This window comes from Streptomyces xanthochromogenes (genome assembly GCF_014650455.1).
Taxonomy (GTDB): domain Bacteria; phylum Actinomycetota; class Actinomycetes; order Streptomycetales; family Streptomycetaceae; genus Streptomyces; species Streptomyces xanthochromogenes.
Genome location: NZ_BMUZ01000015.1, coordinates 92,139 through 114,437, shown reverse-complemented (window position 1 = coordinate 114,437; position 22,299 = coordinate 92,139). Strand labels below are relative to the sequence as shown.

The 22,299-nt window shown below is 69.8% G+C and carries 18 protein-coding genes; 3 read left to right on the top strand and 15 right to left on the bottom strand.

What is annotated here, in order from left to right; genetic code table 11:
- Nucleotides 1-28: 28 nt before the first annotated feature.
- From IE267_RS33045 to folC, 9 genes are all read right to left on the bottom strand, one after another.
- Nucleotides 29-1,591: a CYTH and CHAD domain-containing protein gene (locus tag IE267_RS33045; RefSeq protein ID WP_189765685.1), complete on the bottom strand. Its 1,563-nt coding sequence runs from the start codon at nucleotides 1,589-1,591 to the stop codon at nucleotides 29-31.
- 161 nt (nucleotides 1,592-1,752) lie between these two features.
- Complete coding sequence (rodA, locus tag IE267_RS33040; RefSeq protein WP_161245522.1) at nucleotides 1,753-2,946, bottom strand: rod shape-determining protein RodA; 1,194 nt, start codon at nucleotides 2,944-2,946, stop codon at nucleotides 1,753-1,755.
- Between the two features lie 4 nt (nucleotides 2,947-2,950).
- Nucleotides 2,951-5,176 (bottom strand): penicillin-binding protein 2, encoded by a 2,226-nt coding sequence (gene mrdA / locus IE267_RS33035; RefSeq protein ID WP_189765684.1) that lies wholly within the window; start codon nucleotides 5,174-5,176, stop codon nucleotides 2,951-2,953.
- Between the two features lie 19 nt (nucleotides 5,177-5,195).
- The gene (gene mreD / locus IE267_RS33030) at nucleotides 5,196-5,870 is read right to left on the bottom strand and encodes a rod shape-determining protein MreD (protein ID WP_189765683.1); all 675 of its coding nucleotides are present in this window, start codon (nucleotides 5,868-5,870) and stop codon (nucleotides 5,196-5,198) included.
- Between the two features lie 12 nt (nucleotides 5,871-5,882).
- Nucleotides 5,883-7,028: a rod shape-determining protein MreC gene (gene mreC, locus IE267_RS33025; RefSeq protein ID WP_189765682.1), complete on the bottom strand. Its 1,146-nt coding sequence runs from the start codon at nucleotides 7,026-7,028 to the stop codon at nucleotides 5,883-5,885.
- A gap of 124 nt (nucleotides 7,029-7,152) precedes the next feature.
- Complete coding sequence (locus IE267_RS33020) at nucleotides 7,153-8,172, bottom strand: rod shape-determining protein (RefSeq protein ID WP_053727412.1); 1,020 nt, start codon at nucleotides 8,170-8,172, stop codon at nucleotides 7,153-7,155.
- 268 nt (nucleotides 8,173-8,440) lie between these two features.
- Nucleotides 8,441-8,854, bottom strand: coding sequence for a nucleoside-diphosphate kinase (gene ndk / locus IE267_RS33015; RefSeq protein ID WP_161244581.1), 414 nt, complete (start codon nucleotides 8,852-8,854; stop codon nucleotides 8,441-8,443).
- A gap of 87 nt (nucleotides 8,855-8,941) precedes the next feature.
- Nucleotides 8,942-9,298: a DUF4233 domain-containing protein gene (locus IE267_RS33010; protein ID WP_167153181.1), complete on the bottom strand. Its 357-nt coding sequence runs from the start codon at nucleotides 9,296-9,298 to the stop codon at nucleotides 8,942-8,944.
- 4 nt (nucleotides 9,299-9,302) lie between these two features.
- Entirely contained in the window at nucleotides 9,303-10,808 is a 1,506-nt protein-coding gene (folC, locus tag IE267_RS33005; protein ID WP_189765681.1) for a bifunctional tetrahydrofolate synthase/dihydrofolate synthase, read from the bottom strand.
- A 101-nt stretch (nucleotides 10,809-10,909) separates the two neighbouring features.
- Here folC and IE267_RS33000 point away from each other — a divergent pair, with 101 nt between their 5' ends.
- Nucleotides 10,910-11,917 carry a rod shape-determining protein gene (locus IE267_RS33000; protein WP_167153176.1) on the top strand — a complete coding sequence of 336 codons (1,008 nt, stop codon included), beginning with the start codon at nucleotides 10,910-10,912 and terminating at the stop codon, nucleotides 11,915-11,917.
- Nucleotides 11,918-12,020: 103 nt separating this feature from the next.
- On the opposite strand, the gene IE267_RS32995 is transcribed toward IE267_RS33000, so the two are convergent.
- Entirely contained in the window at nucleotides 12,021-13,181 is a 1,161-nt protein-coding gene (locus IE267_RS32995) for a sensor histidine kinase (protein WP_189765680.1), read from the bottom strand.
- 131 nt (nucleotides 13,182-13,312) lie between these two features.
- On the opposite strand from IE267_RS32995, the gene IE267_RS32990 reads away from it, so the two are divergent.
- Nucleotides 13,313-13,879 (top strand): vitamin K epoxide reductase family protein, encoded by a 567-nt coding sequence (locus IE267_RS32990; RefSeq protein ID WP_189765679.1) that lies wholly within the window; start codon nucleotides 13,313-13,315, stop codon nucleotides 13,877-13,879.
- Nucleotides 13,880-13,947: 68 nt separating this feature from the next.
- Here the strand turns inward: IE267_RS32990 and IE267_RS32985 are convergent, their stop codons facing one another.
- Nucleotides 13,948-16,572, bottom strand: a complete 2,625-nt coding sequence (locus IE267_RS32985; protein ID WP_167153171.1) for a valine--tRNA ligase — start codon at nucleotides 16,570-16,572, stop codon at nucleotides 13,948-13,950.
- Between the two features lie 137 nt (nucleotides 16,573-16,709).
- Here IE267_RS32985 and IE267_RS32980 point away from each other — a divergent pair, with 137 nt between their 5' ends.
- On the top strand, nucleotides 16,710-17,732 hold the full coding sequence (locus tag IE267_RS32980; protein WP_189765678.1) for a hypothetical protein: 1,023 nt from the start codon (nucleotides 16,710-16,712) through the stop codon (nucleotides 17,730-17,732).
- 75 nt (nucleotides 17,733-17,807) lie between these two features.
- On the opposite strand, the gene clpX is transcribed toward IE267_RS32980, so the two are convergent.
- The 4 genes from clpX to tig all read right to left on the bottom strand — a co-directional run bounded on the left by clpX (nucleotide 17,808) and on the right by tig (nucleotide 22,252).
- Nucleotides 17,808-19,100 (bottom strand): ATP-dependent Clp protease ATP-binding subunit ClpX, encoded by a 1,293-nt coding sequence (gene clpX / locus IE267_RS32975; RefSeq protein ID WP_161254410.1) that lies wholly within the window; start codon nucleotides 19,098-19,100, stop codon nucleotides 17,808-17,810.
- 176 nt (nucleotides 19,101-19,276) lie between these two features.
- Nucleotides 19,277-19,966 (bottom strand): ATP-dependent Clp protease proteolytic subunit, encoded by a 690-nt coding sequence (locus tag IE267_RS32970; protein WP_161254412.1) that lies wholly within the window; start codon nucleotides 19,964-19,966, stop codon nucleotides 19,277-19,279.
- A gap of 45 nt (nucleotides 19,967-20,011) precedes the next feature.
- Nucleotides 20,012-20,620 carry an ATP-dependent Clp protease proteolytic subunit gene (locus IE267_RS32965; protein WP_167156210.1) on the bottom strand — a complete coding sequence of 203 codons (609 nt, stop codon included), beginning with the start codon at nucleotides 20,618-20,620 and terminating at the stop codon, nucleotides 20,012-20,014.
- 255 nt (nucleotides 20,621-20,875) lie between these two features.
- Nucleotides 20,876-22,252, bottom strand: a complete 1,377-nt coding sequence (gene tig / locus IE267_RS32960; protein ID WP_167153168.1) for a trigger factor — start codon at nucleotides 22,250-22,252, stop codon at nucleotides 20,876-20,878.
- Nucleotides 22,253-22,299 lie beyond the last annotated feature (47 nt).

The following is a 22,299-nucleotide window of genomic DNA, read 5'->3' as shown; positions in this document are numbered from 1 at the left end:
GACGATCGGGCCGCCCCCGGCCCGGGGCTCAGGAGCCGGCGGCCCGCAGGCGCCTGAGGTGCTCGGCCCGGGACGCGCGGGCCCACACTTCGGGCAGCCGGCGCTCGCCGAGCGCGGCCGCCGCCTCCTCCCGCCCGTACAGCAGTCCCCAGGTGAACGCGGACTCCCCCGCCGCGTGCGCCTGGGCGGCCAGGAGCCGCAGGGTGTCCCGGGCGACCACGCTGTCCTGGTGGTCGCCGAGCAGGCTCTGCAGGGCCTTGACGCGCCGGGCGAACTTCTTGGCGGGCCTGCCGAGCGCCGGGGTCGCGGCCTCGGCGGCGTACCGGGTGCGCTTGGCGGCCTTGCGGGCCTCGTGCAGAGCGAGGTCGCGCTCGTGGCCCGGGGCGAGGTCGAGCGCGGTACGGATGCGGCCCGCGAGGCGCCGGTGGTCCTTGAGCACGGCCCTGGGCAGGACGTCGGCGGCGGGCCGGGCGGCGGCCGGGCGCAGGGGCGGGTCGGTGAGGAGGGCGTCGAGGGCGGCGAGCAGGGCGAGGTAGCGCTTGCCGTCGAGGACGGCGAGCGTCCGGCGCCGGGCGCCGGTGGCGCGGTCGGCGCTCCAGATGCGGAGCCGGGCGCGGACCGGGCCGAGCCGCAGGGTGACGGGCAGGGCCTCCAGGTGGGAGCGCAGGCGGCCGGCGAGCACTTCCCGGTCGCGGTCGACGCCGAGTTCGCCCGCGAGCCACTTGAGTTCCTCGCCGACGGGGTCGGTGGCGGCCCGGTCGATCACCTTGGCGTACGACTTGAACGCGCTGCGCAGCCGGCGGGTGGCGACCCGCATCTGGTGGACGGCGTCGGGCAGTTCGCGGCGTACGGCCGGGTCGTGGGCGACGAGGGCGTCGCGCTGGTGGCGCAGATAGGCGAGCACTTCGGCGCCCGCTGTGCCGTCGGCGGGCCCGGTCTCCGGGAGGGCGCCGTCCTCGCGGGGCTTCGGCGGGGCCGTCTCACGCAGCGCCCGGGCGAGCTTGGAGGCGCTCGCCGAGGGCCGGATGCCGGCCTTGCGCAGGTGCTTCTCCACACCGTCCAGGATGCTCTCGTCGTGGACTCCGTCGGCGAGCTCGACCTCGATCTCGGTCCAGGCGGTGCTGGAGGCGTCCTCGACGAGCCCCTGGGCGCGGACGGTGTCGACGCTGAGCTCGGCGAGCAGCGTGTCGTCGTCGGCCAGCAGATGGGAGACGGCCCGGGACGACAACAGCCGTACCACGGGGACGAGTTGACCGTCCCGGACGCGGGAGCGGAGCAGGGCGGACAGCTCCGGCGGCAGTTCGTCGGAGAGCGGGGCCCGCACCTCGTCGCGGATGTTCTTGGCCACGGGGAACTTCAGGTGCCATCCCGCGTCGGCGCCGCCCGTCCTGCGGCGCAGGGTGAGCGAGCCGGCGTCCAGGCGCAGGTCCCGGGTGTCGTAGTAGACGGCGTCGAGATCGACGACGCCCCGGTCGACGACGCCGGCGATGCCGGCGACTCTGGTCAGGTCGGGGAGCCGGGCCGGGGTCGCGTCCGTGTCCGCCGCGGGGAACTCGAATTTCCGCTCGATCTCGCGCTTCGTGTCCGCCATGCCCCGAATCTAGACGCGATCGAGGCCGGACGGAACAGGGCCCGGTCCGGCCTTCCCCGGACGGAAACGGGCCCCGCTCCGGCCGTCTCGCGACCGGAACGGGGCCCTGCCCCGCGGCACCGTCACACGCTGTGGCGTTGTGCCGCCACAGCGCTGTGCCGTTATGCCGTTATGGGCCGCTGGACCCGGATCGACTGGAGCAGCCCTATGGCGACCCACACCGCGAACATCGAGGACCCGCCGTACGAGACGAAGGGCAGCGGGATGCCGGCGACCGGCATGATGCCGAGCGTCATGCCGATGTTCTCGAAGGACTGGAAGGCGAACCAGGCGATGATGCCGGCGGCGACGATGGTGCCGTACAGCTCGGTCGTCTCGCGGGCGATGCGGCAGGCCCGCCACAGGATGACGCCGATCAGCACGATGATCAGGCCCGCGCCGACGAAGCCGAGTTCCTCTCCGGCGACCGTGAAGACGAAGTCCGTCTGCTGCTCGGGCACGAACTGGCCGGTGGTCTGGGAGCCCTTGAAGAGCCCGGTGCCGGTCAGGCCGCCGGAGCCGATCGCGATCCTGGCCTGGCCGGTGTTGTAGCCGACGCCGGCCGGGTCGAGGTTCGGGTTGGCGAAGGCCGCGAAGCGGTTGATCTGGTACTTGTCCAGTATTCCGAGGGCGGCGACGAGGACCGCGCCGACCACGCCCGCGCCGAGCAGCCCGAAGATCCAGCGGTTGGAGGCGCCGGAGGAGAGCAGCACGCCGAGGATGATCACCACGATGACCATCGTGGAGCCGAGGTCGGGCATCAGCATGATGCAGCCGATCGGGATCGTCGCGAGGCCCAGGGCCTTCATCACGGTGCGGTGGTCGGGGTGCGGCTGGTCACCTGCGTCGACGCGGGCGGCGAGCAGCATCGCCATGCACAGGATGATCGCGATCTTCGCGAACTCGGAGGGCTGGAGGGAGAATCCGCCGCCGAGCACGATCCAGGAGTGTGCGCCGTTGACGGTGGCGCCGAGCGGCGAGAGCACCGCGAGCAGCAGCAGGATGGAGAGCCCGTACAGGATGGGCACCGCGCCGCGCAGGGTGCGGTGGCCGAGCCAGATGGTGCCGACCATCAGGCAGAGCCCGATGCCGGCGTTCATGGCGTGCCGGATCAGGAAGTAGTACGGGTCGCCCTGGTTGATGTTGGTGCGGTTGCGGGTGGCGGACCACACCAGGAGCGAGCCGATGAAGCAGAGCGCGAGGGCCGCGAGCAGCAGCGGCCAGTCGAGCCGGCGCACCACCGAGTCACGTGCCGTCAGCTTGGCGAAGGCGCCGCGCTCCTTGGGGGCGTAGCGCGGGACGGAGAAACCTGCCATGGCGCTAGTCCCTCCGCGGGTTGCGGTTGTCGACGTTGGTCGCCGGGCTGTTGGCGGGCTGCGGCTGGCCGTTGGGCTGCTGCCCGTCGGGCTGCTGCTTGTCCTTGGTCTTGCCCGCGTTCGGGTCGTAGGCGGCGACGCTCGGCGCGTCGATGGAGCCGTCGGGCTGGATCTTGGGCAGGGACTGCTCGGGCTCGGGGAGCATGGCGCGCTTGAGGTCCTGGTGGCCGGCGTCGTCGATGCCGTACATCGCCTCGTAGATCTTGCGCACGGCCTCACCGGAGGCACCGGAACCCGTACCGGCCTGGGCGATCGTCATGACGACCGTGTAGTCCTTGGAGTACGTGGCGAGCCAGGAGGTGGTCTGCTTGCCGTAGACCTCGGCGGTGCCGGTCTTGGCGTGCAGCTCGATCTTGTCCTGCGGCCAGCCCTGGAACTTCCAGGCGGCGGTACCGCTGGTGACGACGCCCGCGAGGGCCTTGTTGAAGCCGTCGAGGGTGGCCTGGGTGACCGGCAGCCTGCCGTTGACCTTCGGCTTGATCTCCTGCACGGACTTGCCATCGGCGCTGATGATCGCCTTGCCGATGGTCGGGGCGTGCATGGTGCCGCCGTTGGCGATCGCCCCGTAGATCATGGCCTCCTGGATCGGCGTGACGAGGGTGTCGCCCTGGCCGATGGAGTAGTTGATCGAGTCGCCCTCGCGCATCTTGTTGCCTTCGAGGCAGTTCTCGTACGCGATCTTCTCGACGTAGGTGCCGTCCTTCTTGCCGGTCTTGCACCAGCTGTCCTTCATGGACGCGAAGAGGGCTTCCTTCCACTGCCGGTCCGGGACGCGGCCGGTGACCTCGTTGGGCAGGTCCACGCCGGTGACCTTGCCGAGGCCGAACTGGTGGGCGGCCTTGTAGAAGTAGTCCTTGGGCTGGCCCTTCTTCGGGTTGATCCCGCCGTCCTTCTTCCACTCGTTGTCGGCGAGCCCGTAGAAGACGGTGTCGCAGGAGACCTCCAGGGCCCGGCCGAGCGAGATCGGGCCGAAGCTCTCACCCTCGAAGTTCTTGAAGACCTGCCCGCCCACGGAGTACGAGCTGGTGCAGGGGTAGCCACCGTCCCACTTGTAGCCGGCCTCGACCGCGGCGGCCGTGGAGACCACCTTGAACGTCGAACCGGGTGCGGCCTGACCCTGTATGGCCCGGTTCAGCAACGGGTAGTCGCTGTCCTTGCCGGTGAGTGCCTGGTAGTCCTTGCCGGAGATGCCGCCGACCCACACGTTGGGGTCGTAGGTGGGCGCCGAGGCCATCGCGACGATGCGGCCGGTCTTGGCCTCCATGACCACGACCGCGCCGGAGTCCGCCTTGTAGTTCTCGTTGGTGATCTTGTCGAACTGCTGGCGGGCCTCCTTCATCGCGTAGTCGAGCTCGTACTCGGCGACCGCCTGCACGCGTGCGTCTATCGACGTGACGACGTTCGCGCCGGGCTGCGCCTTGTCGCTCTGGGCCTGTCCGATGACCCGCCCGAGGTTGTCGACCTCGTACCGGGTCACACCGGCCTTGCCGCGCAGCTGCTTGTCGTACGTGCGCTCCACGCCCGAGCGGCCCACCTGGTCGGAGCGCAGGTAGGGCGAGTCGGTGTCCTTCGCCTTGGTGATCTCGTCGTCGGTGACGGGCGAGAGGTAGCCGAGCACCTGGGCGGTGTTGGACTTGCCGGGCGCCGGGTAGCGGCGCACGGCCGTGGGGTCGGCGGTGACGCCGGGGAAGTCCTCGGAGCGCTCGCGGATCTGCAGGGCCTGCTGGGTGGTCGCCTTGTCCGTCACCGGGATCGGCTGGTACGGCGAGCCGTTCCAGCAGGGCTTGGGGGTCTTGGCGTCACAGAGCCTGACCTTGTCCATGACGTCCTGCGGCTTCATGCCGAGCACGCCGGCGAGCCGGGTCAGGACGGCCTTGCCCCGGTCGGGCATCTTCGACAGGTCGGTGCGCGAGGCGGACACCACCAGGCGGGTCTCGTTGTCGGCCAGCGGCACGCCCCGGGCGTCCAGGATCGAGCCGCGCACCGCGGGCTGCACGACCTGCTGGACGTGGTTGTTCTTGGCCTCGTCCTCGTACTCCTGGCCGTTGCGGATCTGCAGGTACCACAGACGTCCGCCCAGCGTGAGCAGCAGCGAGAAGACCAGGACCTGGATGATGACGAGCCGGATCTGCACCCGGGGGGTGCGGCCGGTCTCGGGAATGTTGCTCATGCCTTGACGACCCCCTGGTTCACAGACGCTTGACGCCCTTGATGCGGCCGGCGCGGGCCGCTCTGTTCCGGGCGGCCTTGACCCGCAGGCCACCGCGCTGGCCGCCGACGCGCAGGCCGGTGCCCCCGGCGAACCAGCCGGCGGTGATGTTGCTCTTGGAGCCCGCGCCGCCCGCGGTCTCGCCGAGGGGATCGTTCTCGGCCCGTCGGGCGATCGCCATGATCAGCGGCACCGTGAACGGCGCGAGCAGCAGGTCGTAGACGGCGGCCGTGAACAGCAGGCTGGGCAGGCCGACATGGCGGGCCGCGGTGTCTCCCACCAGGGCGCCGACCGTGGCGTAGAGCAGCGTCGAGCCGATGGCCGCGCCGACGACGACCAGCATCGGCCCGGCCGCGGTGCGCAGCCGTCCGTGGTCGGGCTTGGCGAGCCCCGCGAGGTAGCCGATCACGCACAGCACGAGGGCGTAGCGCCCGGCGGCGTGGTCGGCGGGCGGGGCGAGGTCGGTGAGCAGGCCCGCGCCGAATCCGACGAAGGCGCCGCCGAGGTGGCCGTAGACCAGGGCCAGGCCCAGCACGGTCAGGAGCACCAGGTCCGGTACGGCGCCGGGCAGTTGGAGGCGGGCGAGGACGCTCACCTGGATGACGAGGGCGATGACGACCAGGGCGGCGGAGAGGATGACCCTGTTGACACGCATCTGGATCAGCTCCTACTGCTCGCCGTCGGCGTTGGCGTTGCCTTGGCCGTTCGGATCACCGTTGTTGGGATTCGGATTGGCGTTCCCGTTCGGAGGGTTGGCGTTCCCGTTCGGAGGGTTGGCCTGGCCGGCCGGGGGGTTGGCCTGGCCGGCGGGCGGGTTCGGCTTCGCGTTCGGGTCGGGGTTGCCGTTGGCGTTCGCGTTCGGGTCGGCGATCTCGTTGTTGGCCAGGCCGTTCGGGGTCGGGTTCCCGGACGGGGTGGCCGTGACGGTGACCGTCGGGACCGGCGTCGGCTTGGGCTTGGCGGGCAGCACCTGGTCGCGCGGGTCGGTGCGCGGAGCCTGGACGACGACGCCGACGATGTCGAGCTTGGTGAACCCGACGTAGGGGCGTACGTAGATGGTGCGCGTGAGGTCGCCGCCCGACGGGTCGACCTTGACGACCTCGCCGACGGGGACGCCCGGGACGAACGGCTTGTCGGCCTGCGAGCCGAAGGTCACCAGGCGGTCGCCGGGGTTGACCTTGGCCTTGCCGTTGAGGAGCTGGACCGACAGCGGCCGGTCGCCGTGCCCGGTGGCGAAGCCCAGCTCGTCGCTGCTCTCCATGCGGGTGCCGACGGTGAAGTCGGGGTCGTTGGCGAGCAGCACGGTCGAGGTGGAGGGGCCGACGGTGGTGACCCGGCCGACCAGGCCGTCGCCGTTGAGGACCGTCATGTCGCGCTTGATGCCGTCGTTGGACCCGGCGTCGATGGTGACCGTCCAGGAGAAGCCCTGGGCCGCTCCTATGGCGACGACCTGGGCGGCCTTGATGCCGTACTGGCCCTCGCCGGCGGTCTTCAGCATCGCGTCGAGCTGGTTCAGGCGGCTGCGGTTGCGGGCGTCGCTGCCGAGCCGCTGCTTGAGGGCCTCGTTCTCGGCCTGCAGGGTGGAGATCCTGTCGTGGCGCTTGCCGGAGTCGCGCACCGCGCCGATCGCGTTGCCGACCGGGTCGACCGCGGCCGCGACCCCGTTCTCCACCGGCCCGAAGACGGCGGCGGCGGCCTGCCGGGCGCCGTCCACCGGTGAATTCGCCCCGCCTCTGATGTCCACCGTGATCAGCGCGAACGCCACGGCGATCAGAAGTACCAGGAGCAGCCGGCTCTCTCGTGTGTCCCTCACGTGCGGCGGCCGTGCCTTCCTCGTAGGAATGTGGGTGATCTACAAGATCTCTTCGATCTGTATATCAACGATCCGCCGTACGGGTTGGCAGTGACCCATACGGCGGACAGCAGGCCCCGTGGGGCTATCGGCGGGGCTGTGCGTCGAGCACCTGCTGGAGTGCTTCGAACTCCTCCACGCACTTGCCGGACCCGAGGGCGACCGAGTCCAGCGGGTCCTCGGCGATGTGGATCGGCATGCCGGTCTCGCGGCGCAGCCGCTCGTCCAGGCCGCGCAGCAGGGCGCCGCCGCCGGTCAGCACGATGCCGCGGTCCATGATGTCGCCGGAGAGCTCCGGCGGGCACTTGTCGAGGGTCGTCTTGACGGCGTCCACGATCGCGTTGACGGGTTCCTCGATCGCCTTGCGCACCTCGGCGGCGGAGATCACGACGGTCTTCGGCAGCCCGGAGACGAGGTCGCGGCCGCGGATCTCGGTGTGCTCGTCCTTGTCGAGGTCGTACGCGGAACCGATCGTGATCTTGATCTGTTCCGCGGTCCGCTCACCGAGGAGGAGCGAGTACTCCTTCTTGATGTGCTGGATGATCGCGTTGTCGAGCTCGTCGCCGGCGACCCGGATCGACTGGGCCGTGACGATTCCGCCGAGCGAGATCACGGCGACCTCGGTGGTGCCGCCGCCGATGTCGACGACCATGTTGCCGGTGGCCTCGTGGACCGGCAGACCCGAGCCGATGGCCGCGGCCATGGGCTCCTCGATGATGTGCACCTGACGGGCGCCCGCCTGGGTCGAGGCCTCGATGACGGCGCGGCGCTCGACTCCTGTGATGCCCGAGGGCACACAGACCACGACGCGCGGGCGGGCCAGGTACCGGCGCTTGTGGATCTTCAGGATGAAGTAGCGGAGCATCCGCTCGGTGATTTCGAAGTCGGCGATCACGCCGTCCTTCAGCGGCCGTACGGCAACGATGTTGCCCGGCGTACGGCCGATCATCTTCTTGGCTTCCGCGCCGACCGCAAGGATGCCGCCGGTGTTGGTGTTGATGGCGACGACGGACGGCTCGTTCAGGACGATTCCGCGGCCCCTGACGTACACCAGCGTGTTGGCGGTCCCGAGGTCGACAGCCATGTCACGGCCGATGAACGACATTTTGTTGCTCCCCATGAGGATGCGTCCGGCCTTCCCTAATCGAGCGTTGACGGCTTCTCAGGTCGGCGAGGTGGGTGCGTTGAGCGTGAGGGCCCATCGTAGTCCGGCCTGCACGGACACGGCGCGGTGGTCCACCTCAGTATTGGTGACGTCGTGTCGGGGCGATGCGTTCCCGAAGTCGCCCCGCATATGCCCGGGGACGACCGAAATTCCTTCGGTCGCCCCAGGTAGTGAGCGCTATATGGCTGACATTGCGTCAGTAAATGGGTCAGTCGCGGCCCGGGAAGAAAATCTTCAGTTCTCGCTCCGCGGACTCCTCGGAGTCCGAGGCGTGGATGAGATTTTCCCGGACGATGGTGCCGAAGTCGCCACGGATGGAGCCGGGGGCCGCGGCGATCGGGTCGGTGGGACCCGCCAACTGGCGTACGCCCTCGATGACGCGCTCACCCTCGACGACCAGGGCGACGACCGGACCCGAGGACATGAACTCCACGAGCGGCTCGTAGAAAGGCTTGCCCTTGTGCTCGCCGTAGTGCTGCTCCAGGGTGTCCTGATCCAGGGTGCGCAGCTCAAGGGCGGTGATCTGCCAGCCGGCCTTGCGCTCGATGCGGCCGATGATCTCCCCGACCAGCGAGCGGCGGACGGCGTCCGGCTTGAGGAGGACGAGGGTGCGCTGCGTCATGGTGTGCGGCTCCTTGGCAAACGTGTGCGGTCCGCCGAGATTACCGGGTGTAGCCGAAGGCCCGACACCCGGTCCCGCCACCGCTTCCTAGGCCTGTGGCTGTGCCTGGGCTTCGGCCTGGGCCGCGAATCTCGCCTTCGCCTCGTCGATCTTGCGGCCGTAGTGGACCGAGGCCCACCACAGGGCCGCGAACAGCACGCCCATGAAGAACATCAGCGGCACGGCGAACCCACTCGCGATCAGGGCGATCTGGAGCGCCCAGCCGAGCTCGACGCCGCCGCGCCGGCCGAGCATCCCGCAGAGCAGCACCGAGAGCAGCATGCCGATGCCGCACACCGTCCACACGGTGGTGGTGGCGAGGTCGGGGTCCTTCATGGCGACCAGGCCCGCGAAGGCGATCACGAAGAATTCACCGATCAGGGTGGACGCGCAGAGCGTACGCATCGGGTCAGCCCCTCTTCAGCAGCAGCCGGGCGTCGCCGACCGTGAACACGGAGCCGGTGACGAGGACGCCCGCGCCCGCGTACTCGTCCTCCTCCTCGGCCAGGGTGATGGCGGCCTCGATGGCGTCGTCCAGTCGGGGCTCGACCACGACCCGCTCGTCGCCGAAGACCTCGACGGCGAGCGCGGCCAGCTCGTCCACGTCCATGGAGCGCATGGAGGCGTTGGCCGTGACCACGACCTCGGCGAGGACCGGCTCGAACGCTTCGAGCAGCCCCTTGACGTCCTTGTCGGCGCTGGCGGCGACGACACCGATCAGACGCGAGAAGCCGAACGCCTCGGTCAGGCCGTCCGCCGTCGCCCGGGCCCCCGCCGGGTTGTGTGCGGCGTCCAGGACCACGGTCGGCGAGCGGCGCACGACCTCCAGGCGGCCGGGCGAGACGACGGAGGCGAACGCCTTGCGGACCGTGTCGATGTCGAGCGGCCCCGGCTGCTGCGAGCCGACGCCGAAGAACGCCTCGACGGCGGCGAGCGCGACGGCCGCGTTGTGCGCCTGGTGGGCGCCGTACAAAGGCAGGAAGACGTCCTCGTACTCGCCGCCCAGGCCCCGCAGCGTCAGGAGCTGGCCGCCGACGGCGACCTCGCGGGCCACGATGCCGAACTCCATGCCCTCGCGGGCCACGGTCGCGTCCCTCTCGACGGCCTTCTTCAGCATGACCTGCGCCGCGTCCACCGGCTGCTGGGCGAGGATCACGGTCGCGTCCTGCTTGATGATCCCGGACTTCTCCGTGGCGATCTCGGCGGTCGTGTTGCCCAGGCGGTCGGTGTGGTCCAGGTCGATGGGGGTCACGACGGCGACGCCCGCGTCGATGACGTTCGTCGCGTCCCAGGTGCCGCCCATGCCGACCTCGACGACGGCGACGTCCACCGGGGCGTCCGCGAAGGCCGCGTACGCCATGCCGGTGAGGACCTCGAAGAAGGAGAGCCGGAACTCCTCCTGGGCGTCGACCATCTCGACGTACGGCTTGATGTCCTCGTACGTCTCGATGAAGCGCTCGGCCGGGATCGGCAGGCCGTCCAGGCTGATCCGCTCGGTGATCGACTGGATGTGCGGGGAGGTGTAGCGCCCGGTGCGCAGCTCGAAGGCGCCGAGCAGGGCCTCGATCATGCGGGCGGTGGAGGTCTTGCCGTTGGTGCCGGTGATGTGGATCGTCGGGTAGGCGCGCTGCGGCTCCCCGAGGACGTCCATCAGGGCGGCGATCCGGGTGACGGACGGCTCCAGCTTGGTCTCGCCCCAGCGGCCCGCCAGCTCGGTCTCGACCGCGCGCAGCGCCGCGTCCACCTCGGGGTCGGCCGGGCGGCCCGGCACGGCTTCGCCCTGGGGCTGGACGCCGTGGGTGCGCAGGGTGCGGCTGCCGGCCTCGATCACCGCCAGGTCGGGGTCTCTGTTGGTCTCGGCTTCGACGATTCCGTCGAAGTCATCGGCTTCACTGCGGTCGGGCTGCTCGGTCACGGGACCAGTCTACGGAGGGGTACCGACAGGACCTTGGACCCGCCCCTTTCGGGACGTTCGGCCCCCGGGTCCCCCGGGCCGTCCGGGCAAACTTGGCGATCATGGACATAGGGATCGACCTCGGCACCGCCAACACGCTTCTGTACGCCAGGGGGCAGGGCATCGTGCTCAACGAGCCGTCCGTGGTGGCGATGAAGGAGGGCGGCCGCACGGCCCTCGCCGTCGGCACGGAGGCCAAGGAGACCATCGGCCGCACCCCCGGTTCGATCACCGCGATCCGGCCGCTGCGGGACGGCGTGATCAGCGACTACGAGGCCGCGGAGGAAATGATCCGGCACTTCGTGAAGAAGGCGGTGCCGGGCCGCCGTCCGCGCACCCGCATGGTGGTGTGCGTGCCGAGCGGGGTGACCCCGGTGGAGCGGCGCGCGATCGTGCACGCCGCCCAGCGCTCCGGCGCGAAGGCCGTGCACCTCATCGAGGAGCCCATGGCGGCGGCGATCGGGGCCGGGCTTCCGGTCGCGGAGCCGCGCGGCTCGATGGTGGTGGACATCGGCGGCGGCACCACCGAGGTCGCGGTGATCTCGCTCGGCGGCATCGTGACCGCGCAGTCCCTGCGGGTGGGCGGCGACCGCCTGGACACCGCGATCACCGATTACGTGCGCAAGGAGCACTCGCTGCTGATCGGCGAGCGCACCGCCGAGGACGTCAAGTGCGCCATCGGGTCGGCGTGGCCGGTGCCGGGCGACGAGGAGCTGGAGGAGCGGGCCTTCACGATCCGGGGCCGCGAGAAGGTGGGCGGGCTGCCCAAGACGCTGTCGCTGACCGCCCGGGAGGTGCGGGCCGCGCTCGACGAGCCCGTCGAGTCGATCATCGCGGCGGTGAAGGTCACCCTGGAGGAGTGCCCGCCGGAGCTGTCCGGCGATGTGATGGAGCACGGCATCGTGCTGACCGGCGGCGGCGCCCTGCTGCCGGGCCTCGATCTGCGGATGGCGTCGGCGACCGGCATCCCGGTGTTCGTGGCCGACAACCCGCTGGACTGCGTGGCGCTCGGCTCGGGCAAGTGCGTGGAGGACTTCGACCAGTTGCAGAAGCTGCTCGTCGGCACCTAGGCCCGGACGGCGCCCCGCCGGGCGGAGGCCGCACGGGCCGCCGCTGGGTCCCGCCGAGCGGAGGCGCACGGGCCGCCGGGCCCGGTGCCGCCGGGCGGCGGCGTCAGCCGACCGTGCCCGCCGGAAGCGTGGCCCGTACCTCGTAGGTGGTGTCGGTACGGGTCGTGGCGAGCGAGCCGCCCATGCTCTCCACCCGCTCCCGCATCGAGAAGGTGCCGGTCCCCGTGGAGACCGGGTCCTTCATCGGGGCCGAGCGCGGCAGCGGGTTCTGCACGGTCACCACGAGGTGGCCGCCCAGGAGCCGGATCGTCACCGCGACCGGCTCCCCCTGTGCGTGCTTGACCGAGTTGGTCAGGCACTCCTGGACGACCCGGTAGACGGCCGCCTGCCGCAGCGGCGACAGCCGGTGCGCGGCCTCTTCTATGTCGAGGCCGACCGGGGTGCCCGCGCTCCGGCTCTCCTCGGCCAGCGCGGGCAGCCCCTCGATGCCGGGGGTCGCGGTGCGTTCGTCCGCGCGCCGCACGATGATCTCGTTCAGCATGAGGTGGGCCCGGCGCGCGGTATCGGCGAGCTCCTCGAAGTCCTTGTGGTGCGGCTCGTTCCTGGCCCGCATCGCGAGCACCTCGGAGCGCACCGCGAGCATCGTCAGCTCCCGGCCCACCATGTCGTGCACGTCCCGGGCCACCGACACGCGCTCGGCCTGCACCGCCTGCAGGGCCGCGGTCTCGGCCCGTTGGGCCTCCAGCTCGTGGACGAGGTCGTGCCGGTAGGCGGAGATGCCGACGCCGGAGGCGAGCACCCCCACCGGCACCACGATCGCCAGGAACGAACTGAGCGTCTCGCCCCGGGTGTCGGGCCAGCCCGGCAGGTTGAACAGGACGTACGCCACCGCGATGTACCCGATGGTGGCGAGGACGCCCGCGCGCCGGCCCCGGAAGCGGCCGACGGAGTACAGCGCGAACTGGACCAGGTTCAGCTGGTGCAGCCAGCCGAGGAAGAGCAGCGAGACCAGATACGGCAGCCACGGCCAGCGGCGCCGGAAGAACAGGGTCGCCGCGCCGAGCGCCAGCACGGGCGGGGCGGTGTAACTGTTGAGGGAGTTGTCGGCCTTGGCCAGGCCCGGCACGTCCAGGACCATCAGACCGAAGCAGCTCAGCGCGATCAGCACGTCCAGAGCGCGCTCCTCGCCCACCCAGCGCGTGCTCGCGGCACGCGCCGCCGCCAGCGCGCGCCGCGGCGCGGAGGGGGAGGGCGGGGTCTGCATGCCCTCCATCATCCAAGGTCTTTGGGCCCGAACGCCCGAGCCGAACGGCCCAAATTTAGTGATATGTCGCACGTGGGTCCTGTCCGTTGGACCCTGCCCTCCCGGCCGTCCGTTTCCCTAGCGTGGTGTCCATGCCTGCCCCCTCCCCCAGCCGTTCCGCGCGCGGCACCGGTCTGCTCCTGCTGGTCGGCGGACTGCTCGGCACCCTCGCCTCCGCGGTCCTGACCGCGGACCGCATCCACACCCTGGAGAACCCGGCCTTCTCCCCCGGCTGCAACATCAACGCGGTGCTCAGCTGCGGCGACGTGATGGACACGTGGCAGGGCAATCTGCTCGGCTTCCCCAACATGCTGCTCGGCGTGGGCGCGTTCGCGGCCCTCGCGGCACTCGGGCTCGCCCTGGTCGCCGGCGCCGCGTTCCCGCGGTGGCTGTGGCTCGGTGTGTGGGCCGGCGTCACGGCGGGCTTCGCCTTCACGGTCTGGCTGATCGGCCAGTGCCTGTACGTCATCGGCGCGCTGTGCCCGTGGTGCCTGCTGGTCTGGGCGGTGATGATCCCGCTGTTCTGGTACGTCACCCGGCAGGTCGCCCGGCCCCGCTCCTGGGTGCGCCGGGTGGTGCCGCACTGGCTGGTGCCGCTGGCGATGTACGCGGTCGTGGCGGCGCTGGTGTGGGCGGAGTTCGGCGACCGGCTGTTCTGAACGCGCACAGGGGAAGGCCCCCGGGACCGGGTCCCGGGGGCCTTCCTCGTCTCCGTACGGCGTCCGGATCAGGCCTGGGGCAGGCCCGCGATCTGGTTGCTGATGCGCTCGATGTCGGCCTCGGCCTTGGCGAGCCGGGTCCGGATCTTGTCGACCACGTTGTCCGGTGCCTTCGCGAGGAAGGCCTCGTTGCCGAGCTTCTTGTTGGCGTCCGCCTTCTCCTTCTCGGCCGCGCCGAGGTCCTTGGTCAGGCGCTTGCGCTCGGCCTCGACGTCGATCGTGCCCGACAGGTCGAGCGCGACCGTGGCGCCCGCGACCGGCAGCGAGGCGGTGGCGTGGAAGCCCTCGCCGGCCGGCTGGAGGCGCAGCAGCTGACGGATGGCCGCCTCGTGCGGCGCCAGCGCGGTGCCGGTCAGGGTGAGCTCGGCCGGGACCTTCTGGCCGGGCTGGAGGCCCTGGTCGGAACGGAAGCGGCGGACCTCGGTGACGACCTGCTGGACCAGCTCGATCTCGCGCTCGGCGGCCTCGTCGCGGAAGCCGCTGTCGCGCGGCCAGTCGGCGATCACGAGGGACTCGCCGCCCGTCAGCGTCGTCCACAGGGTGTCGGTGACGAACGGGACGACCGGGTGCAGGACCCGCAGCATGACGTCGAGGACCTCGCCCAGGACCCGGCCGGAGACCTTGGCCTGCTCGCCGCCCGCGAAGAACGTGGTCTTCGACAGCTCGACGTACCAGTCGAAGACCTCGTCCCACGCGAAGTGGTAGAGCGCCTCGCTGAGCTTGGCGAACTGGTAGTCCTCGTAGTACGCGTCGACCTCGGCCACGGTCTTGTTGAGCCGCGACAGAATCCAGCGGTCGGTCGCCGACAGCTGCTCCACGGGCGGGAGTTCGCCCTCGACGGTCGCGCCGTTCATGAGCGCGAAGCGCGTCGCGTTCCAGATCTTGTTGGCGAAGTTGCGGGACGCCTGGACCCAGTCCTCGCCGATCGGCACGTCCGCGCCAGGGTTGGCGCCCTTGGCGAGGGTGAAACGGACCGCGTCCGAGCCGTAGTTGTCCATCCAGTCCAGCGGGTCGACCGCGTTCGGGTTGGACTTCGACATCTTCTTGCCGAACTCGTCCCGGACCAGACCGGTCAACGCGACCGTCTTGAACGGGACTTCGCCGTCCATCGCGTACAGGCCGAACATCATCATCCGGGCGACCCAGAAGAAGATGATGTCGTGGCCGGTGAGCAGGACGTCGGTCGAGTAGAACTTCTCCAGGTCGGCGGTCCGCTCCGGCCAGCCGAGCGTGGAGAACGGCCACAGGCCGGAGGAGAACCAGGTGTCCAGGACGTCGGGGTCCTGGTGCCAGCCCTCGCCCGTGGGCACCTCGTCGTCGGGACCGACGCAGACGACCTGGCCCTCGGGGCCGTACCAGATCGGGATGCGGTGGCCCCACCACAGCTGGCGCGAGATGCACCAGTCGTGCATGTTGTCGACCCAGTCGAAGTACCGCTTCGACATGTCCTCGGGGTGGATCTTGACCCGGCCGTCGCGGACCGCGTCACCGGCGGCCTGTGCGAGCGGGCCGACCTTGACCCACCACTGCATCGAGAGGCGCGGCTCGACGGTGGTCTTGCAGCGCGAGCAGTGGCCGACCGAGTGCATGTAGGGGCGCTTCTCGGCGACGATGCGGCCCTGCTCCTTGAGCGCGCCGACGATCGCCGAACGGGCCTCGTAGCGGTCCAGGCCCTGGAAGGGGCCGGGGACCGTGATGACCCCGCGCTCGTCCATGACCGTGATCGATTCGAGGTTGTGCCGCTGCCCGATGGCGAAGTCGTTCGGGTCGTGCGCCGGGGTCACCTTGACGCAGCCGGTGCCGAACTCGGGGTCGACATGCGCGTCCGCGACGACCGGGATGGAACGGTCGGTCAGCGGCAGCTTGATGAGCTTGCCGACCAGGTGCCGGTAGCGCTCGTCGTCCGGGTGGACGGCGATCGCGGTGTCGCCCAGCATCGTCTCGGCGCGCGTGGTGGCGACGACCAGGGTGTCGTCCCCCTCGCCGTACTTCAGCGAGACGAGCTCGCCCGGGTCCTCCTGGTACTCCACCTCGATGTCCGAGATGGCGGTCAGACAGCGCGGGCACCAGTTGATGATGCGCTCGGCCCGGTAGATCAGCTCGTCGTCGTACAGGTTCTTGAAGATGGTCTGGACCGCCTTGGACAGGCCCTCGTCCATGGTGAACCGCTCGCGGGACCAGTCGAGGCCCGCGCCGAGCCGCCTGAGCTGGCCGAGGATGCGGCCGCCGTACTCGCCCTTCCACTGCCAGACGCGCTCGGTGAACGCCTCCCGGCCGAGGTCCTGGCGGGACTTGCCCTCCTCGGCGAGCTGCTGCTCGACCTTGTTCTGCGTGGCGATGCCCGCGTGGTCCATGCCGGGCAGCCACAGCGTCTCGTAGCCCTGCATCCGCTTGCGGCGGGTCAGCGCGTCCATGAGCGTGACCTGGAAGGCGTGCCCCAGGTGCAGCGCGCCCGTGACGTTCGGCGGCGGGATGACGATGGTGTACGGGTCCTTGTCGGACTCCGCGTCGGCGGTGAAGTAACCGCGCTCTACCCAGCGCTCGTACAGCTTCCCCTCTACCTCGGCCGGCGCGTACTGGGTCGGCAGTTCGGTGATGGGCGCTGGATTCTGCTGCTGAGTGTTCTCGGTCACCGGGCCAGTTTAGGGGTGTCACCGGCCCGTACTGAAACGGGAAGTTTTCGTAACGGTGGGCCCCCCGATGCACCGCGTCGGCGCCCCTTCGGCCAGGATGTCCGGATCGGATAAGCATTCCTAGGGGGAACCCACCAATGAGCTACAACCAGCCGGGCCCGTACGGCGGCCAGCAGCCCCAGCAGCCCGGTCCGTACGGCCAGCAGCCCCCGCAGCAGCCCTACGGGCAGCCCGGCCAGCCGCAGTCCGGTCAGCCGCAGCCCGGGTACGGCTACCCGCAGCAGGCGCCGCAGGGCGTGCCCCCGCAGCAGCCGGGCCCGTACGGCCAGCAGCCGCCGCAGCAGCCCTACGGCTACCCGCAGCAGCAGGCGCAGCAGCCCGGCCCGTACGGGCAGCCGCCCCAACAGCCCCCGTACGGCCAGCAGCCTCCTTACGGCGGCCCGATGCAGCCCGTGCCCCCGGCGCCGAAGAAGAAGACCGGCCTCATCGTCGCCTCGGTCGTCGTGGCTCTCGCGGTCATCGGCGGCGGCGTGTGGTTCCTCACCAAGGGCGGCGCCAGCAACGGCGACGTGTCGGCCGACACCAAGGGCTACAAGGTCGTCCTGCCCGCCGCGGTCGACGACTACAAGAAGTCCGCCCAGGGCGACCAGACGGCTCCGATGACGGCCGAGCAGAAGAAGAAGGCCGAGGCCGCCGGCGTCAAGAACCCGCAGCAGATCGGCGCCCAGTACGACTCCGGCGACGCCCAGAAGAACCCGCTGACCGCCAAGACGCTCCAGGCCGAGGCCTACTGGGGTGAGATCAGCGACCCGGCGAAGGTCATCGACGCCTCGTTCCAGAGCGCCAAGGACAACACCAACCAGAGCAAGGTCCTCAAGGTCGAACTCGTCGGCACGGCCAAGCTCGTCAAGCCGGCCGGGTTCAAGGGCGCGCTGATGAAGTGCCAGGACATGAAGTTCACCAACACCGCCTCCGACGGCACGGCCGAGAAGGGCCCCAAGGAGTTCACGGCCCCGGCGTGCGTGTGGGCCGACTACAGCACGTACGGCGTGGTGATCCTGATGGACCTGGGCAAGGCCGCCACCGGTGGCGGCGCCAGCCAGGACGACGCCGCCAAGCTGACCGCGTCGCTCTACAACACGGGCCGGCAGAAGATCTGACGCCCCTGACGTGCCCAAAGGGGCGCCCGGTCAAGGAAGTTGACCGGGCGCCCCTTCGCTCTGCCGCCGAGCGCGTTACGCGCTCTTCTCGTGCCGCCCGTCGTTCTTCACGATGCGGGGCTCGCGCGGGACCAGCGTCGGGTTGACGTTGTTGCGGACCACGTCGGCGGTGATGACGACACGGGCCACGTCCTTGCGGGAGGGGACCTCGTACATCACCGACTGGAGGACCTCCTCCATGATGGCGCGCAGACCGCGTGCGCCGGTGCCGCGCAGGATCGCCTGGTCGGCGATGGCCTCCAGGGCCGGGCGGTCGAAGTCCAGCTCCACGCCGTCGAGTTCGAACAGGCGCTGGTACTGCTTGACGAGCGCGTTGCGCGGCTCGACCAGGATCTGCAGGAGCGCCTCGCGGTCGAGGTTGTGGACCGAGGTCAGCACGGGGAGCCGGCCGATGAACTCGGGGATCATCCCGAACTTCACCAGGTCCTCCGGCATGACCTCCTGGAACTGGTCGCTTGCCTCGATCTCCCGCTTGGAGCGGATCGTCGCGCCGAAGCCGATGCCCTTGGCACCGGCCCGGGACTCGATGATCTTCTCCAGGCCCGCGAAGGCCCCGCCCACGATGAACAGGACGTTCGTCGTGTCGATCTGGATGAACTCCTGGTGCGGGTGCTTGCGTCCGCCCTGCGGCGGCACGGAGGCGGTGGTGCCCTCCAGGATCTTCAGCAGGGCCTGCTGGACGCCCTCGCCGCTCACATCGCGGGTGATCGACGGGTTCTCGCTCTTGCGGGCGACCTTGTCGATCTCGTCGATGTAGATGATCCCGGTCTCGGCCTTCTTGACGTCGTAGTCGGCGGCCTGGATCAGCTTGAGCAGGATGTTCTCGACGTCCTCGCCGACGTAACCGGCCTCGGTGAGGGCGGTGGCGTCCGCGATCGCGAACGGGACGTTGAGCATGCGCGCCAGGGTCTGCGCGAGCAGCGTCTTGCCCGAGCCGGTGGGGCCGAGCAGCAGGATGTTGGACTTGGCGAGCTCGATCGCGTCGTCCCGGCCCGTCCCGCCGCCGTTCTCGCCGGCCTGGACGCGCTTGTAGTGGTTGTAGACCGCCACCGAGAGGGCCTTCTTCGCGGGCTCCTGCCCGACGACGTACCCCTCAAGGAATTCGTAGATCTCGCGCGGCTTGGGAAGTTCTTCCCACCGCACCTCGGAGGACTCGGCGAGCTCCTCCTCGATGATCTCGTTGCAGAGGTCGATGCACTCGTCGCAGATGTACACCCCGGGGCCTGCGATGAGCTTCTTCACCTGCTTCTGGCTCTTTCCGCAGAACGAGCACTTGAGCAGGTCGCCGCCGTCACCGATGCGTGCCACGAGGTGCTTCCCCTTCGCCTGGGAGACGCCATGTGCGCCGTCTCCTGGTGCCTACTGCGTTTTCCGGGGGGACACCCCCAGACCCCCTACCGACGGTACCTTGCCGAGCCCCTCGTTCGGGCCCCCCTTGGCGCGGTTCACTTCTCCGTGGACCGCGCCAAGGTCGCCGAAGCGGCTCAGGCCGCCGCGGCGGAGGTCGTCTTGCGCGTCGAAACGATCTGGTCGACCAGACCGTAGGCCAGCGCGTCATCGGCCGTGAGGATCTTGTCGCGCTCGATGTCGTCGCGGATCTTCTCGATCGGCGTCGTCGAGTGCTTGGCCAGCAGGTCCTCCAGCTGCGTACGCATGCGGAGGATCTCGTTGGCCGCGATCTCCAGGTCGGAGAGCTGCTCGCGGCCGGTGCCGCCCGAGGGCTGGTGGATCAGGACGCGGGCGTTCGGCAGCGCCATGCGCTTGCCCGGCGTACCGGCGGCGAGCAGGACGGCTGCGGCGGAGGCCGCCTGGCCCATGCAGACCGTCTGGATGTCGGGCTTCACGAACTGCATCGTGTCGTAGATCGCCGTGAGGGCGGTGAAGGAACCACCCGGGCTGTTGATGTAGATGGAGATGTCGCGGTCCGGGTCCATCGACTCCAGGCACAGGAGCTGCGCCATCACGTCGTTGGCGGACGCGTCGTCGATCTGCACGCCGAGGAAGATCACGCGCTCCTCGAAGAGCTTCGCGTACGGGTCGTACTCACGCACGCCCTGCGAGGTGCGCTCGACGAAGCGCGGAACGATGTAGCGGTTGTCGACCTGGGGGCCGGTGTAGAGGCCGCTCGCGTTGGCCGAGGGGCCGGAGAAGTTGCTCATGGGGGTGTTCACCATCCTGGTGGCGTTCAGTGGGCGGGGGAAGCGGTGCGGGTCGGGGGCTCAGACCCCGGTGCCGCCGCCACCCGGAACGCCCGAGGCGGCGGAGATGATCTCGTCGATGAGGCCGTAGTCCTTGGCCTCCTCCGCCGTGTACCAGCGGTCGCGGTCGCCGTCGCGGATGATCGTCTCGACGGACTGGCCGGAGTGCGCGGCAGTGATCTCCGCCATGCGCTTCTTCGTACGGATCAGGTACTCGGCCTGGATCTTGATGTCGGAGGCGGTGCCACCGATGCCGGCGGAGCCCTGGTGCATCAGGATGTCGGTGTTGGGGAGCGCGAAGCGCTTGCCCGCGGCGCCGCCGGTGAGCAGGAACTGGCCCATCGAGGCGGCCATGCCCATGCCGATGGTGACGACGTCGTTCTGGATGTACTGCATGGTGTCGTAGACCGCCATGCCGGCCGTCACCGAGCCACCGGGGCTGTTGATGTAGAGGTAGATGTCCTTGTCCTGGTCGGCAGCGGCCAGGAGGAGCATCTGGGCGGTGATCTTGTTGGCGATCTCGTCGTCGACCTGCTGGCCGAGGAAGATGATGCGGTCATTGAGCAGTCGGCTGTAGACCTGGTCGCCGAGGCCACCACCGAGGGACGGCTCACCGGCGGCGTAAGGCATCAGATTCGTCACGTATCCACCTGCTCGTCTCTGACGGCTTCGGCCGTCTCATCGTCTTCGTTCCGGGGGCGCGGACTCCGGCTCGCCAGACTCCACCACCCTCGTATTCATGGACCCTAACGCGCAGGTGGGACAACGCCATCCCGGTTCCCGAACTGTTCGCTCGGAGCGCAAGGTGGTTGAAGCGGAATTACGTACGAGGAAGGGCCCGTACGCGGCTGCGTACGGGCCCTTCCTCAGCGATCGGACGGAGGCTCAGGCCTCGGTCTTCTCCTCGGCCTCGGCCTCGGCGGCGACGACCTCGGCGGCCTCGTCCTCGGCGTCGTCCTCGAGGTCGACGACCTCACCGTTGGTGTCGGTGACCTTGGCGGCCTCGACGACGACGGCGAGCGCCTTGCCGCGGGCGACCTCGCCGACGAGCATCGGCACCTGGCCACCCTCGACGACGGCCTGGGCGAACTGGTCGGGGGACATGCCGGAGGACTGCGCACGCCGCATGAGGTGCTCGGTGAGCTCCTCCTGGTTGACGTTCAGCTTCTCCTTGTTGACGAGCTCGTCCAGGATGAACTGCGTCTTGATGCCCTTGACCGCCTGCTCCTCGGTCTCGGCGGTGAACTCTTCCTCGGTCTTGCCCTGGATCTCCAGGTACTTGGCGAGGTCGATGCCCATCTGGCCGAGCTGGTGGTGCTCAAGGTTGTGCTTGCGGGTCTGGATCTCGTCCGCGAGGAGCTTCTCGGGGATCGGGACCTCGGCCAGCTTCAGGAGCTCGTCGAGGACGCGCTCCTGGGCCTGGGTGGCCTGGTCGTACTGCTTCATGTTCTCGAGGCGCTTGCGGCTGTCGGCCTTGAGCTCGTCCAGGGTGTCGAACTCCGACGCGAGCTGCGCGAAGTCGTCGTCCAGGGCGGGCAGTTCACGGGCGGCGACCTGGGTGACCTTGACGGTGACCTCGGCCTCCTTGCCCTCGGCCGAGCCGCCCTTGAGCTCGGAGGTGAAGGTGGCCTCGCCACCGGCCTCCAGGCCCTTGACGGCCTCGTCGATGCCCTCCAGGAGCTCGCCGGAACCGATGGTGTACGAGACACCCTCGGCCACGCCGTCCTCCAGGACCTCGCCGTCGACCTTGGCCTGCAGGTCGATCGTCACGACGTCGCCGTCCTCGGCGGCACGCTCGACCGGGGAGGTCGAGGCGAAGCGCTCGCGGAGCTGCTCCACGGACTTCTCGACGTCCTCGTCGCTGACCTCGACGGCGTCGACGGTGACCTCGATGCCGGAGTAGTCCGGGATCTCGATGGTCGGGCGGATGTCGACCTCGGCGGTGAAGTTCAGCGTCTCGCCGTCCTTCAGCTCGGTGATGTCGACCTCGGGCTGACCCAGCGGGTTCAGCTCCGCCTCGTTGATCGCCTCGGTGTAGAACTTCGGGAGCGCGTCATTGACGGCCTCTTCGAGCACGGCGCCACGACCGAACCGCTGGTCAATCACTCGGGCCGGGATCTTGCCCTTACGGAAGCCCTTGACCGTGACCTGCTGGTTGATCTTCTTGTACGCCGCGTCGAGGCTGTCCTTGAGCTCCTCGAAGGGCACCTCGACAGTGAGCCGAACCCGAGTCGGGTTCAGGGTCTCCACGGCGCTCTTCACGGTTCGGTCTCCTTGTGGCTGACTTCTTGGGAGTTCTGCCGGAGACC